A 19,238-nucleotide genomic window follows, 5' to 3' on the forward strand; every position below is an offset into this window, starting at 1 on the left:
TCACTCCTGACGGATGCTGAGCTGGAAGCTGCCGACGTCCCAGTCGCTGTAGCCATCCACGACGATGGAGATGGCCTGACCGGCCGCCAGCGGCATCCGGACCTCCGAGACGCCCTCGCCCCGGTAGTTCCCATCACACGTGAGCACCTGCCGAGGCTCGCACGTGCGCGGGTACACCGCCACCACCGTGCCGATGCTCGAGCCCGCCGTATCAATCACATACGTGCCCGCCGCCGGCGCCTCCCAGAAGAACACCTTCTCCGGCGCCGAGGAGGGATAGCGGCACGCCGGCACATCGTGGTCGATATGACCGGCCCCCGACGTGCTCCCCGCCGTCCAGAGGGGCAGCGCCCCCGTCAGCGTCACCCCCTCCACGCCCTGGCAGTTGGCGCGCTCCGTCCGGCCCGAGGCCGCCTGACAATCCGCGTCCTGCGGATAGTCCACCTCTCCGTCGCCATCGTTGTCCACGCCGTCGAAGCACGTGGGCAGCACCGCCGGGTCCACCTCGGACTCATCCTTGGGCGAATCGCACCCGGGCTCGCTCGGGTAGTCCACGCGCCCGTCACCATCGTCGTCGCGCCCGTTGCTGCACGCGTACGGCATGTCCACGTTCAGCGTGAAGTCCTGCGGGCCGTAGCTCTCCAGGACGACGACCACGCGCTCGTTCGCGGCGAGCGTCACCTCGCCCATCACGCCGTCCGGCCAGTTGTTCCGGCTGCACTTCGCGACGAACCCACCCCGGCAATTCTCCTGGCGCAGGGACAGGTAGAGGTTCGAGCGCCCCTCCACCGCGAACCGGTACGTCCCCGCGATGGGCGCCACCAGGTCATAGGCCACCGCGTTGATGGACGCCCCGCTCACCCCGCCACACTGCGCCGCCACGTACCGCCCCGCCCGCGCCGTCTTCCCCGCGAGGACCAGCGGCGCCGTGGGGAGGTTCTGCGCCGGCAGGACCTGTCCACACGCGACCTCGTTGTCATCCGCGGCGCTCGTGCAGGACGGGTCTCCCCCCGGCGCCAGGGCGAAGTCGATCAACCCATCCGTGAAGCCCACCGGCTCGCTGTCCACCGAGTCGCCACACGCCGGCACCGGGGTCGGGTCCGTCTCGTCATCGTCCATCGGACTCTCGCACCCCGGGTCGTACGGGAAGTCGTTCTTCCCATCCTCATCCGAGTCCTCCCCGTCCGAGCACCGGGGCAGCCGGCACTGGAACAGCGTGGAGGACACGCCTCCCCCTTCCAGCTCCTTCGGCCGGCAGACCTGCGTCTCCGAGCACTGGAACCAGGGCTGCAGCGGGTCGCATGCGGCGTCGTCATCGAGCAGGCCGGACACGTCGATGCGTCCCAGGCCCGTCCCCTCGACGACGGCGAAGACCACGCCTGCCTCCGGCCGGTACGTGTAGCCGGTGACCTGCGCTTCCGACGCCACGTCACAGGTCCGGGTCCGCGAGTCCAGCGCGCACGCATCCCGCAGCGAGATGCCCTGCACCTGCGGGTCTCCCACCACGAAGACCGACCCGGGCCCCGGCACCCGGATGCCCACCACCCGGTCCACCTGCCCCGCCGTCGAGCAGCTCAACCGGTGGTCATCCACGGCCTCGGTGAAGTCGAGCGGCAGCACGGCCCGCGGCTCCAGGCCCACGCTCGCCTCCGTCGTCAGGTCGATGGGCGCCTCGCAGCTGTCGCCCTCACCCGACTCGGACGTCCCGGCCGCGCTGCCACACCCCGGGTCCTCCGGCCAGTCCACCAGACCGTCCCCGTCGTCGTCGTCGCCATCCGCACAGGCGGGCTGCGGCAGCAGGTCCGTCTCGTCGTCGTCCTCGGGCGACTCACAGCCCGGGTCGCTCGGGTAGTCGTAGACCAGGTCTCCGTCCGCGTTGTTCTTGCCGTCGTCACACGCGTTCGCCTGGCAGCGGTACACCGGTGAGCCATCCGGGTCCTGCTCGTTCTCCTGCTCGCCGCAGACACCGTGGCCGCAGACGAAGTTCGCGTTCCCGGGCGTGCACCGCGCCCCGACCCCCAGCACGGCGCTCGCCAGCCGCAGCCCCACGCCCGGCCCGGAGTTCGGGAAGTAGATCTTCGCGTCCTTCGACAGCGGCCCCGTCGTGAGGCTCGTCACCGCCGTCGTCCGGCACGTGGCGCGCTCGGGGACCGGCGTGCAGCCCTCCTCGCCCGTCATGTCCTGGATGAAGAACGCCAGCGGCAGGTAGTAGCCCGAGCTCCCCGACACCTCCAGGCGCTCGACCGGGCCATCGAACGGCAGCGACAACCACGTCCCGCTGCCCGAGCTGGAGCCATACCCGCAGGGCTGCTGCACCGTCGTGGCATGCGCCACGTTCAGCGGGAAGAAGTCCACGCCCGTGGGAATCGTGATGGAGGACTGGCACGCCCCGCCCCGGTCGGACGGATAGACAGGCACCTGGAGCGGCGCGGACGTCGCGGTCGCGCCGAGCCAGTCCGCCGCGAACGACGTGACGGTCATCGTCCCCGGGGCCGACGGCGTGTGCGTGCCCGTCAGCGTGTAACCGGAGTACGGATTCACGTCGATCCCACCGTTGCCGCCCAGCGTGACGCCGTCCGCCGTCAGCGACATCAGCGCGATGCGCTTCTCGTCGTAGACGGTCGCCCGCACCTGGATGGGACGGCCGGCCAGCGCATAGCTCTCACGTGAGGAGAGGTAGAACCACGGCGCGCGGTTCACCGCGACCTGGTGCGTGGCCTCGATGGACACGGACAGCCCCCGGACGTCGGTGAGGTCCGCCTCGAGGTGCAGCGCACCCGCCGGGAAGGCCCTGGACGGAAGCGCCACGTAGCAGTTGTTCGTGCCAGAGCAGGTCGTCGACGCGGTGAAGACCGCGCCCGTGGAGTCGGTCACCGTCAGCGACACCGACTGGAGCCCCACGTCATCCCACGCGCTGACCCCCGCCTCGACGGGATGGTCCGCGACCAGCTCCCGGCCCCACGGCCATGAGCCGAAGTTGAAGGTGCCCTCGGGCACCTCGTTCTCGCTGATGTTCAGCTCGGTGTAGCGCCGGCTCTCGTGGCCCATCAAATCCCGGGCGACCACCATCACCACCAGGGACGTCTTGCCCTCCAACACCGGGTCCGACAGCAGCGGGACCGGGAAGGTGGCCTCGACATAGCCGTCGGTGCTGGTGGCCAGGTGCTGCGGCGTCCCGCCTCCCACGATGTGCGTGGGGCTCACCCAGGTCGCGCCGTAGATGATCCACGCGCTCACCGTGTCCAGGTCTCCGTCCACGTCGCTGGCCTCGGCGCTCATGTTCGTGGACGTCCCCTCCGCTCGCGTCTCGTACATCGACACGTACTCGATGTCCGGCAGGGCCACGGGCTCCAGCAGCGTGTAGCTGCGCTCACCCGTATCCACGCGCTGGCCCAGGGTGTCCTCCACCACCAGCCGCAGCGTCACCGTGTCTCCCGCCTGCTTCGTCGGGAACTCGAGCAGGTGCTCGAAGCCGTGCTCGCCGCCCTGCTCGTCCGAGGCGCTGCTCGCGACGACCACACCGTCCACGGAGAAGCGCAGCACGGACGGCCCGTCGTCCCACGCCGACAGGTAGAGCGGGTTCTTCGCGGGGCTCGCGAACAGGCGCGGCGGCAGACCCGACAGCAGCATCGGCGGACTCGACGAGTCACGCACCTGGAGCGGCAGGGTTCCACGCACCGACTGGCCCAGGGCGTCCACCACGTCCACATGGACCTCGGGGTTGCCCACCAGGTGCGCCGGCAGCCGGACGACCCCCGCGTAGTTTCTCGGAGCGCCCACGACGGGCGACAGCACACCGACGAACACGTCCTCCATGCTCACCGTCACGGTGTACGGCCGGGCGCCGCCGGACACGTCCACCCGGACCGGGACCAGCTGACCGCTGGCGAACTCCTGATAGGCATACGGCTCCTGCATCGACACCCACAGCGACTCCTCCTCGGGAGCGCTCACGCGGATGATCTGGGCCTCGGACTGCGCCTCGGCGCCGCTGGCGGTCCGTCCGCGGACCTGGAGCAACCACTCCGAGCCGGGCAGCGCCGACTCCGGCACCCACCACTGCCCCGACACCGCGCCAGTCTCCAGGTGCGCGAAGGGCGCCCCGTCCACCCACAGCGTCGCGCTCCCCAGCCGCGCCCCGGACGTGCGGGCGTCGAACGACACCAGCGTGCCCGGCTCCACGATGAGCGGCGCGGCCGCCAACCGCAGGGTCGCCGAAGGAGGCGCGAGCTGCGCGGGCGCCGTGAACACCGACAGGCCCTGGAAGCCCCGCGCCACGACGACCTGGTCGCCGGCCAGCACCGCGTCGCGCGCGTCCGGCGCGTCGAGCGTGGCCCTCAGCACGGGCGTATGGGACGAGACATCCCAGAGCTGCACGTCCACGTCCGTCGACACCAGCGCCAGCAGGCCCACCATCCGGATGCGGCGCACGGCCCCCTCGGTGGGCACCGTGCCCACCTCGCGCAGGCTCCCCGCCGCGTCCAGCGTGTACACGCGGAAGCCGTCGTCGTTGCCCGCCAGCAGTCGCTGTCCCTCCAGCGCCACCACGTTCGCGGCCTGACCGGACACGCTCGCCCTCCGGAGGATGTCTCCGGCGCTGTCACGCTCCGCCCAGGTGAAGCCCAGGGGGCCCTGCGCGATGACGGCGCGGCGCTCATCACCCGCCACGTCGAGCGTGGGCCCCTGCAGGTCCAGCTTCTTGATGGACTCCACCGTGGGCAGGCTGGCCGTGGCGAGCACTCCTCCGCCCACCGTCCACAGCCGGCCGGTGCTCACGGCGAACCGCTCCACGCTCCCGATGCCGCCCAGCCGGCTTCCCCGCGTGGAGTCCACGGTGAAGGCTCCCGTGCTGTTCGCGTCGGTATGCACGGACAGCGTCGCGTCGTTCAGCAGGAAGGTGTCCCCGCCGAGCCGCTCCGTCTGCCGCACCGCCTTCAGCGTGGTGGAGACCGCGCGATTCAAGATCGGGTGCGACGGGTCGGCCAGGTCCAGCAGCGACGCGCCACCCAGCCCGGCCGCCACGATGACACCCCGCCGCGCCGCAGCCACGCCCACCACGGCATCGGTCGTGGACCAGCCCTCGCCCAGCATCGGCGGCTGCGTCCCTTCCGAGACCCGGTCGACGAGCTTCAGCACCACCAGCCCCCGCGGGGTCGCCGCCAGCAGCGCGCCACCCGACACGCGCAGCGAACGGGCCGCCACTGGCAGCTGCCCCAGCACTCGCGGCGCCGTGGGCTCGCGGAGGTCCACCACGCGCAGCACGTCGTCGTCGCCGGCCACGTAGGCCAGACCCCGACTGACGGTCAGCGCCCGCGTCCCGATGCCCAGCTGCGCCTCGCCCAGCGCCACCATGTTCGACGCGCCCAGGTGCACCACGTGGATGCCCCGCGCGGTGCCCACCACCGCCATGCCCCCCTCCACGTCCACCTGCCGGACCGTGGACTGCAGGCCCACGGACATGGGCCCACCGCAGCAAGGCACCGACTCCGACTCCACCTTGTGCGAGTAGAGCGTCTGCGCGGACGCGTAGAACAGCCGGTCGTTCGACACGCCCAGCAGCGGCGTGTTCAGCCACGGGTTGTAGCGCTCCACGTACCGCCGCAGCTCGGGCGCCGAGGGCTCCGTCAGGTGCACCTCGTCGACGTTGTACGAGGACTCGTGCGCCACGAAGGCCCGGCTCGACGCGCCCATCGACATCACCAACGACGTCTCGTGCCGGCCCACCACGCGCGGGGCCTCCGGCCTCGACACGTCCACCACCCACAGGCCGCCCTGCTCCACCGCCACCAGGGCGTGATGTCCCTGGACCACCAGCGAGCGGGGCGTGCCCTCCACGCGCACCTGTCCCACGGGCGTCACGGTGACGCCCTGCGCGTCCTCCACCCGGAGACCCACGGCCACTCCCGAGGGCGTGGCGACGACGACCCGGTCGCCGAGCACCGCGAGGTCCACCGCGTTGGCGAACATGCCCGCCACCGTCACCGCGCCGTCGGACAACACCGGCGCGCTCACGGTCCGCTCCCGGAACGCCTCGCCGACGCGGCCCTGGAGGTCCTTCACCCAACCCTCCACGCGCAGCACGGTGCCCGAGGGCGTGCCCACCGGCACGGTGTAGCTCAGCGCCGGCCCACCCGAGGCCACCAGCGCCCCGCCCAGCTTCACGCGCAGCACCTGCTCCGCCAGCGGCAACGTCCCATCCGCGGCCACCAGCTTCGCCGTCACCGTCGAGCCCGCGGACACCTCGGTCCCCGTCGGCGTCACCACGATGTCGGAGATGGTCGGGTTCGACACATCCTCCAGCACCAGCACCTGCGTGCTCGCCACCGACTCGCGGCCGTCACCATCGACCAGGCGCGCGGTGATGAGCATCTGCGCCTGGACCTCTCCCTGGGCCAGGTTCGGCATCCGGGGCGTGGCCACGGTGGCGGGCGCGACGATGACCTGCTGCTCCGTCTGCGTCATCGTCGTCCTGCCCACCGAGAAGCTCACCGTGTACCGCTCCGGCGCGCTCACCCCGCTGCCGAAGGCCATCGTCACCTGCACCGGCTGGCCCTCGACGACCTGGGCCACCGCGGGAGTCAGCGTGAACGCCGTCCCCACCGGCTGGGGGTTGGTGAAGACGAGCACGGGCGTGGGCGCGGAGATGGCCGTGTGGACGTCGTCCGTCGCGGTCGCCTCCACCGTCACGCCATGGCCCACGCCGGTGCCCACCATGGGCACGCGCAGCACCGCCCGCAGGAAGGGCGCGCTCACGGTGACGCTGTCGAGCACCGTCGCCCCATCCTTCAGCGTCACCGTCACCTGCTTCACCCGCGACGGGTCCACGAACCTCGGGACCACCGTCATGAGCGTGCCCTCGTACACCTGCGCGGGCGCGTCCAGCGACACGAACTCCGGGCCCGTCGTCGGCGGGGTCAGCCCCACCTCGACGACCTTCGCGTCGGACCTGCCCGCCTGGTCGAACACCGACAGCTCGAGGCGAGCGGTGGCCCCCGTCAACGGCAGGTCCACCGCGGACGGCAGCCGTCCGTCCAGCACCTGCACCGTGCGGCCGTTCACCTTCAGCACCGAGACGAAGGCCTCGAACGTGTCCGCCTCGTCGGTCATGGACGCGGTCAGCGCCAGGCGGCTCCCCGCCACGGCCGTCGACGATGCCACCTGGAGCGACAGCTCGGGCCTGGCCGGCCCACGGACCAGCGGCAGGCGCGCCACCGTCCCGGCCTCCGCGGACAGGAGGTCTCCCGCCGCCAGGACCGCCGCCCCCGTCAGCGCGGGGAAGTCACCCGCGCCGAACGGATACACCCCACCCGACACCGGCTCCGAGCGCACGTCGAACACGCGCACGCCCAGGTCCGTCCCCACCGCGAGCCACGGCCCGAGCACGGAGGCCGAGCGCACCGGCGCATCCACGCCGGCCCCCGTCCCCTGCTGCTCCAGGAGGCTCCCGGCTTCCTCGAAGCAGCGCACGGTATGGGTCCCCATCACACAGGCCTGGTCCGCGCCCACGCCCACGACGAGCTGCCCATCCGACACGGGCGCCGACGCCTTCTGCGTGGGCGCGTGCGGCGTGGACAGGTCCAGCGACACCAGTCGGGTGGACTCGAGCACCAGCGCGCGCGTCCCGTTCGCCGACAGGGACTTCACCGGCGCTCCGGACAGCCGCGCGGCGAGCGCACCCGAGGCCGTGAGGACCTCCACGCCCTCGTCCGTGCCCACCATCAACAGCGCGCCACGCACCGAGGCCAGCGCCGTGGGCGTGCGCCGCACGGGCACCGTCGTCACCGTCAGGTCGGGTAGCGACATCAGCTCGATGACGCCCGCGCCGTCGCGACGCACCGCCACCGCGAGCGAGTCCTCGACAAAGGCCAGGCCCACCGCTCGGCCCTTCACCCGACGCTCGGCCAACACCCCCAGCGCGCCGCGCGAGCGCAGCTCCACCAGGCTCTCGCCCGCCGGGTCCTCACGCACCACCGCCCACGCGTCGCTCCGCGCCGCCACCGCGATGACCGGCAGCGACGGCTCCCGCACCACGGACGCCTCCGTGCCCGCGAACACCGCCAGCGTTCCGGACTTCGTGCTCGCCAGCCGCTGCGAGCCCGTCTCCAGCGCCTCCACCCTCGCCACCACCGGCGCCGACTCCGGCCCGGACGGCAGGTGGTACACGCCCGGCGCCGTCTCCGTGAGGGCGACCGATCCCACCTGGAGCGAGGGCACGGGCGTCATGTTGCCCGCCTCGGCGCCCACGCGCAGGAACGAGCCTCCCAGCCACATCGGCCCCGCGGGGCGCGTCGCGACCTGGATGACCGGGTCCGGCAGCGCGTTCACCACGGAGAAGAAGTGCACCAACTGCTCGCTCTGAAGTCCGTCCACGTCCGTGGCCACCGCCCGGACGGGCACGTAGTACGGCGCGTCCTTCACCAGCACGGGCACCTTGAACGTGTGCCGCCACGGCGCGTTCGTCAGCGTCACCGACTGCGTGTCCATCTCCAGCCGCACGGACTCGATGCCGGCGGGCGCGCTCACGTCCACGAGCACGTCCACGAGCGCCCCTTCCGCGAGCGTGTTGCCCACGGCGGGCTCACGCAGGCTCACCATCGGCCGCGTCGCGCTCGAGCTCGCGCCCAGCACGGTGACGTCCACCGTCGCCTCCGCGTCGTTGTCGCGCGCGTCGTAGGCCCGCAGGCGCAGCTTCACCTGCGTGTCCTGGGACACGGTCGGCGCCACCCAGCGCACCGCCCCGGGCACGCTCGTGAACGAGGCGACCTGCTTCGCCGCGCCGGTCCCCACCAGCTCCTCGATGGTGACGCGAGCGACGCGGTTGTCGTCCGTCACCTTCACGCGCAGGTCCAGCCCCGCGCCCGAGGGCAGCTTCGCGCCCGCCGTCGGCAACAGCCACGCCACCGTCGGGTCCTGCACGTCCGGCGTCACCGTCACCTGCAACAGGGCGGGCGGAGACGTCTGGCCCCGCGAGTCCGTCGCCACCGCGACCAGCTCGTGGACCTCGCTCGTCGAGCCCGACAGCGTCAGCGGGAGCGACTCCGTCAAGTCATGCAGCTGGCCCGACAGGCCCGTGACGCGCCGGAACGGCTGACCGTCCAGGCTGAGCTCCAGGGCGTTGAGGGCGTCGGGGTCCTCCGCGCGGACCACCAGCGGGAGCGTGCCCCCCTCCGTGCGCTCCACGGCGGACAGCGTGGGCTCGAGGAAGCGCACCGAGGGGACCCGGTCATTCGTCAGGAAGACGGTGGCCGACAGCTCGGCGTCGTTGCCGCTGGGGTCCGTCACCCGGGCCACGAGCGTGGACTGGCCGCTGGGCGGGATGCTCCGCCACGTGTAGCGGAAGTGCGGCGTCCAGCGGTCCACGCGCGACACCTCCTCGCCGTCGATGAAGAACTCCATCTCCAGATTCGTCCCGCTGGCGTCCGTGCCTGACACCGCGAAGACGTACTCCGTGCCGATGCCGAGCGTGGCGTTGTGCACGGGCATCGCGCGGCCGACGAAGGCCAGCGCCACCGTCGGGTCGATGGTGTCCTGGGCGTAGTAGTAGTGCGCGTCCGGTGAGGCCTGGACGTTGCCCACCAGGTCGTAGACGTTCTTCAGCGTCAGCTTGTAAGCGCCGTTGGACGCGAGGGTCGGCGGAGTCGTGCCGCGCGTCACGGTCAACGTCGAGCCCGACACGCTCACCGTGCCCGGCAGGACCTCACCCGTGGCGACGTTCGTCAGCACCGCGGTGGTGGCCGACTCGCTCCCCGTGTGCATCCGGATGGGCTCGTCGAACGTCGCGCTGAACACCTTCTGCGCGAGCGGCACGGCGCCCACGGGCGCGTACACGGGCCGCGAGGTCGGCGGCTTCAGGTCGCCTCGGGAGAGGGACTCGGGCAGCACCAGGCTCGCGCCGGGCTGCGACAGGTACAGCGGCACCCAGCCCGCCACTCCGGCGGGGACCTGGACATCCACGCGGGTCGACGTGAAGCCGGACAGCTTCGCGGCGGGAGCACCCGGCGCGAAGCGGACCTCCAGGCCCCGGGTGAAGCCCGTGCCCTTCAGCGTCACCCAGCCCCCGGCGAAGTCCAGCCGGTTCGGGGTGACCTCCGACACGGTGATGGGGGCCGTGTAGACGAACCCGCCCGGGACACGCGCCTCGTCACCACCGTCGACCACGCGCACCGTCACCGGCCCCGCGAACAGGGTCGACGGCGCCAGCACCCGCAGCTCCGTGCCGCTCGCGGTGTGCGTCGGGTCGGCCTCCGCCCGCGTCGCGCCGAAGTACACCTGGGACGCGGCGGAGAAGCCCTGGCCCGTGAGCGTCACCACGGTGTCACCGGCCACCGGCCCGTGGTCCGGGCTGATGTGGCTGACGCGCACGCCAGCTTCCACGGCGCCGCCCTTGAACGAGAAGGACCAGGGGCTCAGCACCGTTCCGCCACGGTACGGCGTCGCGCCCAGGGAGACGCGCGCGGTGTAGTCACGCGAGGACACCAGCGTGTCCTCGGGCAGCGCACGCACCACCGAGCCCGAACGCTCCACGCTCGCGAGCACCTCCGTCTCCCCTTCCAGCAGGAGGATGGAGGACTGCGCCGCCACCGTCAGCGGCAGCTCGCTGGCCAGGGACACCGTCACCGGAGCCTCCGGCGACAGCGCGCCTCCCGGAGGCGGCGACGTGTGCCGGACCGTCGGATACGGCAGCGTGTCGAAGAGCTGCGTGCGCGAAGCGCCCGCGAGCAGCGCGATGCCGTCTCCCAGCAGCGCCTTCGGCAGCGACGACACCGTGTGCATGAAGAACGTGCGCTCCACGAAGCCCGGCGCCGTCGTGGTGTCGATCCACGCCGCGCGGTTCGTCCCCGCGGCCAGCAGCCACGGGCCCGCGAGCGCCACGGTGCGCGGAGTGCTCGTCGACTCATCCGCCGACGTCCACGAGCCCAGCCGCCTCGGGAACCTCGGGTCCAACACCTCCACGACATGGGCCGTGCGGCCCGTGGCCACGGCGATGCGGCTGCCATCCACGGCCAGGGCCTGGGCCACGCCCGCCAGCCCGCTCACCACGGAGAGCGGCTCCAGCTCGCCGTCGCTCAGGTCTCGCAGCTCCATGCGCGACACCTGGCCCTCGTCCATCAGCACCGCCAGCGCCTCGCCCACCACCCCCAGGGCGACGACCCGCGCGGGCGCCACCGAGTGCTGAGCGACGACCACCAACGCGTCCCGGGTCTGCGCGCCCTCGCGCAGCTCACCGAGCACCACCAGCTCGCTCCCCCCCGCCACGACCACCGTCGTCGCGCCGGGCCCCACGGCCACCGTCGACAGGGGCGCGCCGGTCACCAACGGGACACGGTCCAGCTCCTCGGGCGCGCAAGGCACACCCGGGCCGCTGCCACAGGTCCCCAGGTCGTAGCGCACCACCCCGTTCGTCCCGAGCAGCACGGCGCGGTCGCCCGACACCGCCAGCGACAGCGCGCCCTCCACACCGGCCACGCGGCCCAGCTCCAGCTTGTTGCCGGACGTCGACAGGTCGATGGCGACCAGGTCCTTGTCCCGCGCCTGCAGCAGCGTGGTCCCCACGAGCGCGCTCGCGGCCCCGCCCACCGTCAGGCTCTCGCGCTGGGCGAGCGTGAAGGTGAAGCCCGCCACCAGGGAGCTGCCCTGGGCGTTGCCGCCCGAGCCCGTCTCCACGCGCACGTCCACCGGACCGACGATTCCATCCGGCACCGTCGCCGTCAGCGTGCCCGACACGTCCACCGTCGTGGTGAGCGCCGGCACGCCGCCGAACGTCACCTTCGAGCCCGCGTAGAAGCCCTCGCCCGACAGGCGGACCTGCGCGCGGCTCATCGTCTCCGCGAAGGCCGGCTCCACCTTCGTGAGCTTGGGCACCGGCAGGTAGCGGTAGGCCCCCAGCCGCGACACGGACAGGCCATCCGGATTGATGACCTCCACCGCCGCGGCGCCCGCGACGCCCGGAGGCGCCAGGACGGTGATGACCTTGCCCCCCTGCGACACCGCGCAGGCACCCAGGGACGTCGCGCCCGCCAGCTGCCCGCCGATGCGCACCGTGCAGCCGGACTCGAAGCCCGTGCCGTGGATCGTCAGCGTCTCACCGCCCGCCGTGAGGCCATACCCCGGGCTCACCTCGCCCAGCGTCGGGCGCTCCACGGTGTTGCGAGTGGCCGTCTGGAAGCGCACCTCCGTGTCCGCGCCCAGCGCGCCGCCCTGCAGGTCCGAAAGGCCGGCTCCGACCTTGAGCACGTAGCGCGTGCCCACCGTCAGCGCGGACGCGGGGATGAACGTGGCCCTGGCACCGCCCTCGTCCGAGCGGGCCTCCACCGTGCCCGTCACCGTCTGCGGCGACGCGGACAGCGTCTCCAGGCGAAGCTCATCCAGCGTGTCCGTGCTCGGCAGCTCCGACAGGAGCACCGCCGGGCGCGTGCCCACCGGCACCGTCTCGCCGTCCTCGGGAATGGAGCCACGCACCTCCAGGTGGTCGAGCATCACCGAGGCCAGGGTGCCGGCCAGCTCGCCGCGCCCGTCGTCGGGAGGCTGCACGGGCAGCTCCACCGCGCGACCGTTCTTGTCGAGCACCAGCGTGCTCACCATCAGGTAGCGGTCCATCATCGCCAGCGACATGGCGTCGCCCTGGACGAGCGCATGCTCCAGCGGCGTGACAGCCCCGGCGTGCGTCACCCGGAAGCGCTGCACCTTGCCGCCGCCCGACGCGACGTACGCGATGCCCGCCGCCACGCGCGTCTGCTCCGCGGAGACGCGGCCACGGCCCGTCACGTCCGCCAGCACCAGCGCCCCCAGGAGCACCGGCGCGTCCGGCGTCTTCACGTCGATGATGGACACCTGGGCCTTGGCGCCGAGCGACACGAAGGCTCGCGAGCCGTCCATCGCGATGTGGCGCGCGGCGCCGATGAGCGCGTGCTCGCCGACCTGCGCCAGGTCTCCGCGCCGCGCGTCCAGCACGAGCAGGCGCGTGCCGCCCGCGCCCTCCGTGGCGGCGAGCAGGTTGTGGCCATGCAGCGCCATCGCCGTCACGCCGCCCGGGATGGGCCGCTGCGACGTCAAACGGGGCTGCGGGTTCTCCGTGGTCCGATAGGCCCGGATGCCCGAGGCGTCCGCCGCGTAGAGCATGTCTCCCGCGACGGCCACGCCCACCGTGGCCCCCGTTCCCGGCAGCGTGTACTTCACGCTCGCCGCGGAGGGCCGCGCCACGTCCACCACCTTCACGCCCGCCGTGCCCGCGGCCACGTAGAGCGTGCTTCCCTGCTTCGCGAGCTGGTACGCCCCCGACGTCCCGCTGTCGGTGAACATCACCCGGGCCATCTGCCGGACCGCCGTCTGCTCGGAGAGGTCCGCGATGTACAGGCCGCCCTGCGACTGCGCACGCGAGCCGCCACCCTCCACCGCCGCGCCGTTGGGCCCGGTGACCTCCACCTGTCCGCCGATGGCGCCATACAGCACGCCCCGGTCCACCAGCACCTGCCGCAGCGGAGGCGTCTCCAGCCGCGCCATGGCGCCCGCGCCGTAGAGGAACGCGTCGGGCCGCACACCCTCCTTGATTTGCGTCCCACCCGAGTGGATGGGCAGCTCCAGCCGCGCCGTGAGGTCCACAAGGCCCGCGCCGTGAGGCGGCGCCACCGCCGTGGCCTCGTTGGCCGAGCGCACGTGCACCGTGAAGGAGCGCGCGTCACCGAAGAAGACCTTCATGTCGGGCAGGAAGCCCGTGCCGCGCAGCGCCACCTCGACGCCGCCCTGCTGACCCGAGTTGTCGGGAACGGGCGCGCTCAACTGGAGCGCCTCGCGGTAGGTGAACGTCCCCAGCCGCGTCGCCGTCATGCCATCCGCGTACCCCACGCGCACCGCCGCCGGGCCGGAGTTCGTCGAGGGAGGAATGCGCACGGTGAGCGCTTCCGTCTCGGAGTCGTACACCACGTCACCCGCGCCGGTGATGGGCGTCTCGCCCACGAACACCACCAGCCCCGGGCTGCCCAGGTTCGTGCCGTCGATGCGCACCGTCGTCGTCTCGGTCTTCAGGCCGCTGGACGGGGTGAGCTGGGTGATGGAGGGCCGCGCCCGGCCCGCCTTGTCCACCTTGAAGCGGAAGTGCACGGGCGTCGCCAGCGGATACGTCAGGCCGGCCTCGGTCAGCATCGACCGCACGCCTCCCGCCGTCAGCGACACCTCGACCTCCTCCTCCGGCTCGAAGACATGGCCCGCGTCGGGCGTGAAGAACAGGGACGACGTCCTCAGCCCCGTCGCCTCCACCCTCAGCGTCCCCTGCACGATGCGCCCCGTCGGGTGGGCGTCGGAGACGGCCTCCACCACGAGCGCGCCCGGCTGCAGCGTGTTGAGCGCCACGGGCATCGTGAAGTCGATGCGGACGTCCGTGCCCACCGGCGCCATGGCCCCATCCGCGGGAGCCGAGCCCACCGCGAGCAGCTCCGAGGACGGCACCTCCACGACGCTGCGATTCTGACCGCGCGTGGCCACCCACAGCGCGCCGCCGAACCACGTCAGGCCCGAGCCCTCCGCCTCCAGCAACGTGGACTGGAGCAGCTTCGGCTGGCCCTCGTTCGCCGTCGTCACGTCGAAGACGTACAGGCGCGTGCCCACCGTGACGTAGGCCCGGCCGGCGCGCACGGTGATGCGGGCGCGCAGCATCTGCTCCAGCGTCGCGTTCGCGTCCACGGTGACACCGCCCACCCGCGCACCCGCGCGGTCATGGATGGCCAGGCGCAGGCCGTTTCCACCCGAGGCGTTGATGTTCGACGTGAGGACGTAGAAGCGGTCCGGCCCCAGGTCCAACGCGAGCCCGTCCTCCGGGTACAGCAGGATGGCGTGGTCGAACTCGGGCTGCGGTCCCAGCAGCTCGAAGACCTGGATCTGCCCGCTGGGTACGCCGGGCTGGGTGATGCTGACGTACGCCATCGAGCCCTCGATGCGCACCCCTGTCGCCAGGCCACCGGTGTTCACCCGGCCGGTGATGTACGGCAGCCGGCTCCTGCTCGCGTCCACCACGGTGAGCCCCGAGCCCTCGGCCAGCAGCACCAGCGAGCCGCTCACGTCCAGCCCGTTGACCGGGTTGTCCGTCCGCACGCCGCCCAGGCGGATGGGACGCTCCTCGAGCGTCACGTCGAAGATGTCCAGCCCCACCGCGTTCGCCGGCCCGCCCACGCCCACGTACAGCGTGTTCCCGGAGAGCCGCAGCTCGGAGATGCTCTTGGGCGGGTAGCCGGGCAGCCCCAGGTTCGAGCCGAACGGCAGGTCGTAGGCGAAGGTCGCCACGTTCCACGTGTGCGTCGTCTCCGGCGTGGAGCCCGGGCGCACCAGCGTCACCGTCGCGAGTCCCGGCGCGGTCGCCGCGGGCACCGTGAAGCGCACCGTGCGCAGGTCGACGATGTCGACCGCCTCCGCCTCCAGCGACTCGCCGAAGCGGACCTTCATGCCGGGCTCGAGGACGGACTTGTCGAACGTCAGGGTGGCGCGCGTGCCACCGCCCACCGGACCATGGTTCGGTGAGAGGGTGGCCACCGCCTGGCCCGGGTCATCGACGAAGAAGAGCGCGAAGGGCAGCTCGGACCTCGGGCCCCCCGGGTGCTTCACCGACACGTCCACGGGGCCCGCCTGCGCCGCCGCCCTGGCGGTCAGCGACATCCGCGTGCCGCTCTCCGTCACCAGACACGTGCCCGCCACCACGGCGCAGTTCACCACGTCCGTCCCCACGCGCACCTCCTCCGTGCCCGTGAAGCCCGAGCCCGCCAGGGTGATGCGGCCGCCCGTGGTGCGCGGCAGCGAGGTGGGCGACACGGACACCAGCATCGGCACCCGGGCGTTCGCCTTGCCTGTCGTGAAGGTGGCACGGAACTCGGACAGCAGCCGTCCGGCGCGCTCATCCGTCACGTCCTTCGTGAGCACCAGCGTGTAGTCCTCCTCGGGCTTCAGCGTGCCCTGCACGGTGGCCTTCACCGTGTAGTGCCGCTTCGCATCCACGCGCTCCACCGTGAGGTCCAGGGAGACCGGCTGGCCGTTCGCGCCGAGCGCGGGCTGCCCGTTCTCGCCCAGCAGGTACACGGAGCTGGGCGTCACGCTGGGCCCATGCACGGGCCGGTTGAGGCGCACCGCCAGCACGGGGCTGTCGGGGGTGATGATGGCGCCACGCTCCGGCGAGACGTCGGTGACGAAGGAGAACGGAATCTCCAGCTCCGTGAGCTTGTCGCCCCCCGCGAGCAGCAGCCGGTCTCCCGCCAGCGCCGTGTCCAGCGCGGACTCCGTGTTGCCGCCACTCACCAGCTCCGGCTCACGCGGGTTCGCCACGTTCACCAGCACCACGCCGCCATCCTTCGCGGACACGAAGAGCATGTCGCCCACCAGCCGCAGACGCTGCGGCTGACCCGGCGTGTTGGAGAGCGTCTCGTCGAAGTCGATGCGCAGCGACTCCAGCTCCTCGGCGGTCGCCGGGTTGCTGATGTCGATGAAGAGCAGCCCCAGCTCCGCCGCCGCGACGATGGCCGTGTCGCCCACCACCACCACGTCGGTGAGGTTCGCGTCGTAGTCCAGCCGCTTCACCACCGAGGCGTCCGGGCGCGCCGAGTCGTAGATGACCAGGCTGCCGCGCGGGCCCGCCTCGGACGACTTCGCGTGGTACGTCGTGCGCTGACCACCACCAAGGCCTCCGCCGACGGAGTACTCGGGCGGCGGGGGCAGCGCGCCCTCCGGGTTGTTGCAGTAGTGCACGCCCTCGTGGTGTCCCGTGGCCACGAACAGCCGGCCACCGTGCACCGTCATGCCGTACGGCTCGCCGCCGGGGCTGAGGCTGCCCACCAGCAGCGGGTCCGCGGGGTAGCGCGTGTCCATCAACCGGAGGACACCGCCGTTGCCCGCCGCGGGCTCGAAGCCCTTGCAGGGCCCCGCGTCCGGCGGAGGATTCGGCACCATCTTGTTGAAGGCCACCCAGCTGCCCATGGGCGTCGGCAGCAGGCGCGTCGCGAACTCGGGGTCCGCCCAGCCGCCGAACTTCGCGCGCCCCAGCTCCGTCATGGCGCGGTCATTCGCCGTCGTCACCGCGAGGCCCGACGCGCCGTTGGCGATGAGGACCTGGCCCGGCAGCGTCGCCACGTCGAGCGAGTCCGCCGTCAGCTCCAGCTCCGGCCACGGCGTCTGCGCGGGCAGGTAGCCGAACAGGATGGCCTGCAGCAGGTCCACCCGGGCCGGGTTCGGGTTCAGCGTCTGGCCAATCGAGGCCAGGGCCTGACCGGGCATCCGCACGTCGAACGTGGCGGCCGTGAACGCGTCGAAGAAGTACCCCTCGTCGACGTGCGTCCCCTGGAACTCCTTGCGCTGACGGTTGCCCCGGATGGAGGCACCGGCGGCGGAGTACAGGTAGAGCGGCGAGTCGAGGTCCGCCGCCAGGGCGCGGGTGTTGAAGTCGCTGACGGAGACCACGCCGTCCGAGGGCAGCACGGGTCCCGTCGCGTTCTCCGGACGTCCACGCTCCAGACCGTAGCCCACCTTGCGCGCCAGGCGCACGTCCTCGAACAGGTCCGTCCCCGTCTCGGAGCCCCGGTTGTCCGGGAGCTGCGACGTCACGCGGACCTCGGCGAAGCCGTCCTCGCCGAACGAGCCCAGGGGCGCCGTCAGCGTCAGCTCCTCGGTGGACACCACCTGGACACCCGTGGCCTGCAACGTGCCGACATACACCTTCGGCGGTCCGAGCGCGCCATAGGCCCACGCCGGCAGGAAGCCGTCACCGCGCAGCCGCATGGGGCTGCCGCCGAACGGGTTGAGGAAGCGCGGCGTCGCGGCCGAGAGGAAGAGCGGCGCCTTGTACAGGAAGCCACCCGCCCTGCGGTCCCACAACCCCGAGCCCGACACGAGCACGCCCGCGTCGTTCACGACGCCGTTGATGACGACCACGTCCGCGAGCCCCGGCTCTCCGCCCGGGACCATGACGACGAGCCGCTCCGACGACGCGGGCCCGTCCGACGGGAGCACGGTCGCCTTCGCGCCGCCAATCAGGACGGTGGTCTCCTCCGCGAAGTTGCGGCCCAGGATCTGGACGAACGAGCCACCCCCCGTGGGCCCCACGCGAGGCACCACCTGCGAAATCTCCGGACGCGCGCCGTCGTCGGCCGCGGCATCCAGCACCACCGAGAACGGCGTCAGCAGGTGCTGGCCGTCCGGCGTGAGCAGGTCCGTGGACACGGAGAGCTGCAGCACCGCGCTCGGAGGCAACGGCATCTCCGGACGGAAGCGCACGAGCACCGTGCTGACGGGCTGCTCCGCGCTCCCCGCCTCCAGGTCCGCGCCGGGCGCATCCGGGCCCAGCCACTCCACGCCGTCCACCCTCAGCGACACGGCCTGCTTCGCGCTCTCCGGCGTCACCGTCGTCGAGAACGACAGCATCATCGAGGACAGGCCCAGCGGGACGACGTCGCCCGACTTCACGCTCGCGGAGACCAGCGTCAGCTCCGCCGCCTGACCGAACTCCAGCGCCCAGCCCGCGGCGCCACGGTTCCTGGCGCTCACGACGCGGCCCCCCGCCACCGCCACCCGCTCGGCGGCGCCACCGTTCGCGCCCGCGACGTGGTGCATCAGCCGAGGCGCCGCCAGGTTGCTCAGGTCCACCACCGCCACGCCCGCCGCGCCCACCGCGACATAGGCCACGTCCCCCACCACCCGCACATCCGAGGCGAAGCCCTTGAGCACGTCCTTGCCCACCGACGCGCCCCGCTGGGGGGCATCGGGGTTGGACACGTTCACCAGCACCAGGCCCTCGTTGCCCGCCGCCACGACGGCCCAGTGGTCCCGACGCAGGCGCACCCGCTGGACATCCAGCGCCAGCGAGCCCCGCTGCGACGGACGCTTGTCCACCCGCACCGTGTGCAGCTGGCCCCCGGTGAAGCGGTGCCCCGGCGTCCACGTGCCGGTCCCCACCACCGCGAGGCCCTCTTCCACGGCCAGCGCGCTGACCTCGGGGGCCAGCGGTGACTTCAGCGTGTGGAGCAGGAACGCCGCGTTCGTGATGTCGAAGCCGAGCAGACCGCCCTTGCCGGCCGCCGTCAGCAGCCGGTCTCCGCGCAGGTCCAGGCCGAAGGCCGCGCCGTCGCCGGCGGACGTGGTCCGCACCAGCTGGGGCCGCGCGGGGTTGGAGATGTCCAGCTCCAGGACCGTGGCCGCCGAGTACGAGCTCTGGCCCCGCATCGAGCCCGAGCCCAGGAACAGGCGGTCATTCCACTCGGACGCGTACGCGA

The 19,238-nt window shown here is 72.5% G+C and carries 1 protein-coding gene (only partly in view); it reads right to left on the reverse strand.

Annotated features, from left to right (window positions below; all coding sequences use genetic code 11):
- Window positions 1-19,238 carry the 3' portion of an Ig-like domain-containing protein gene (locus K8625_RS44190; protein ID WP_370641936.1) on the reverse strand. 12,841 nt of this gene lie beyond the right edge of the window, so the window shows 19,238 of its 32,079 coding nt (coding positions 12,842-32,079); its start codon lies beyond the right edge, outside the window; its stop codon occupies window positions 1-3.

This window comes from Myxococcus sp. AS-1-15 (assembly GCF_020037055.1).
Classification (GTDB): Bacteria; Myxococcota; Myxococcia; order Myxococcales; family Myxococcaceae; genus Myxococcus; species Myxococcus fulvus.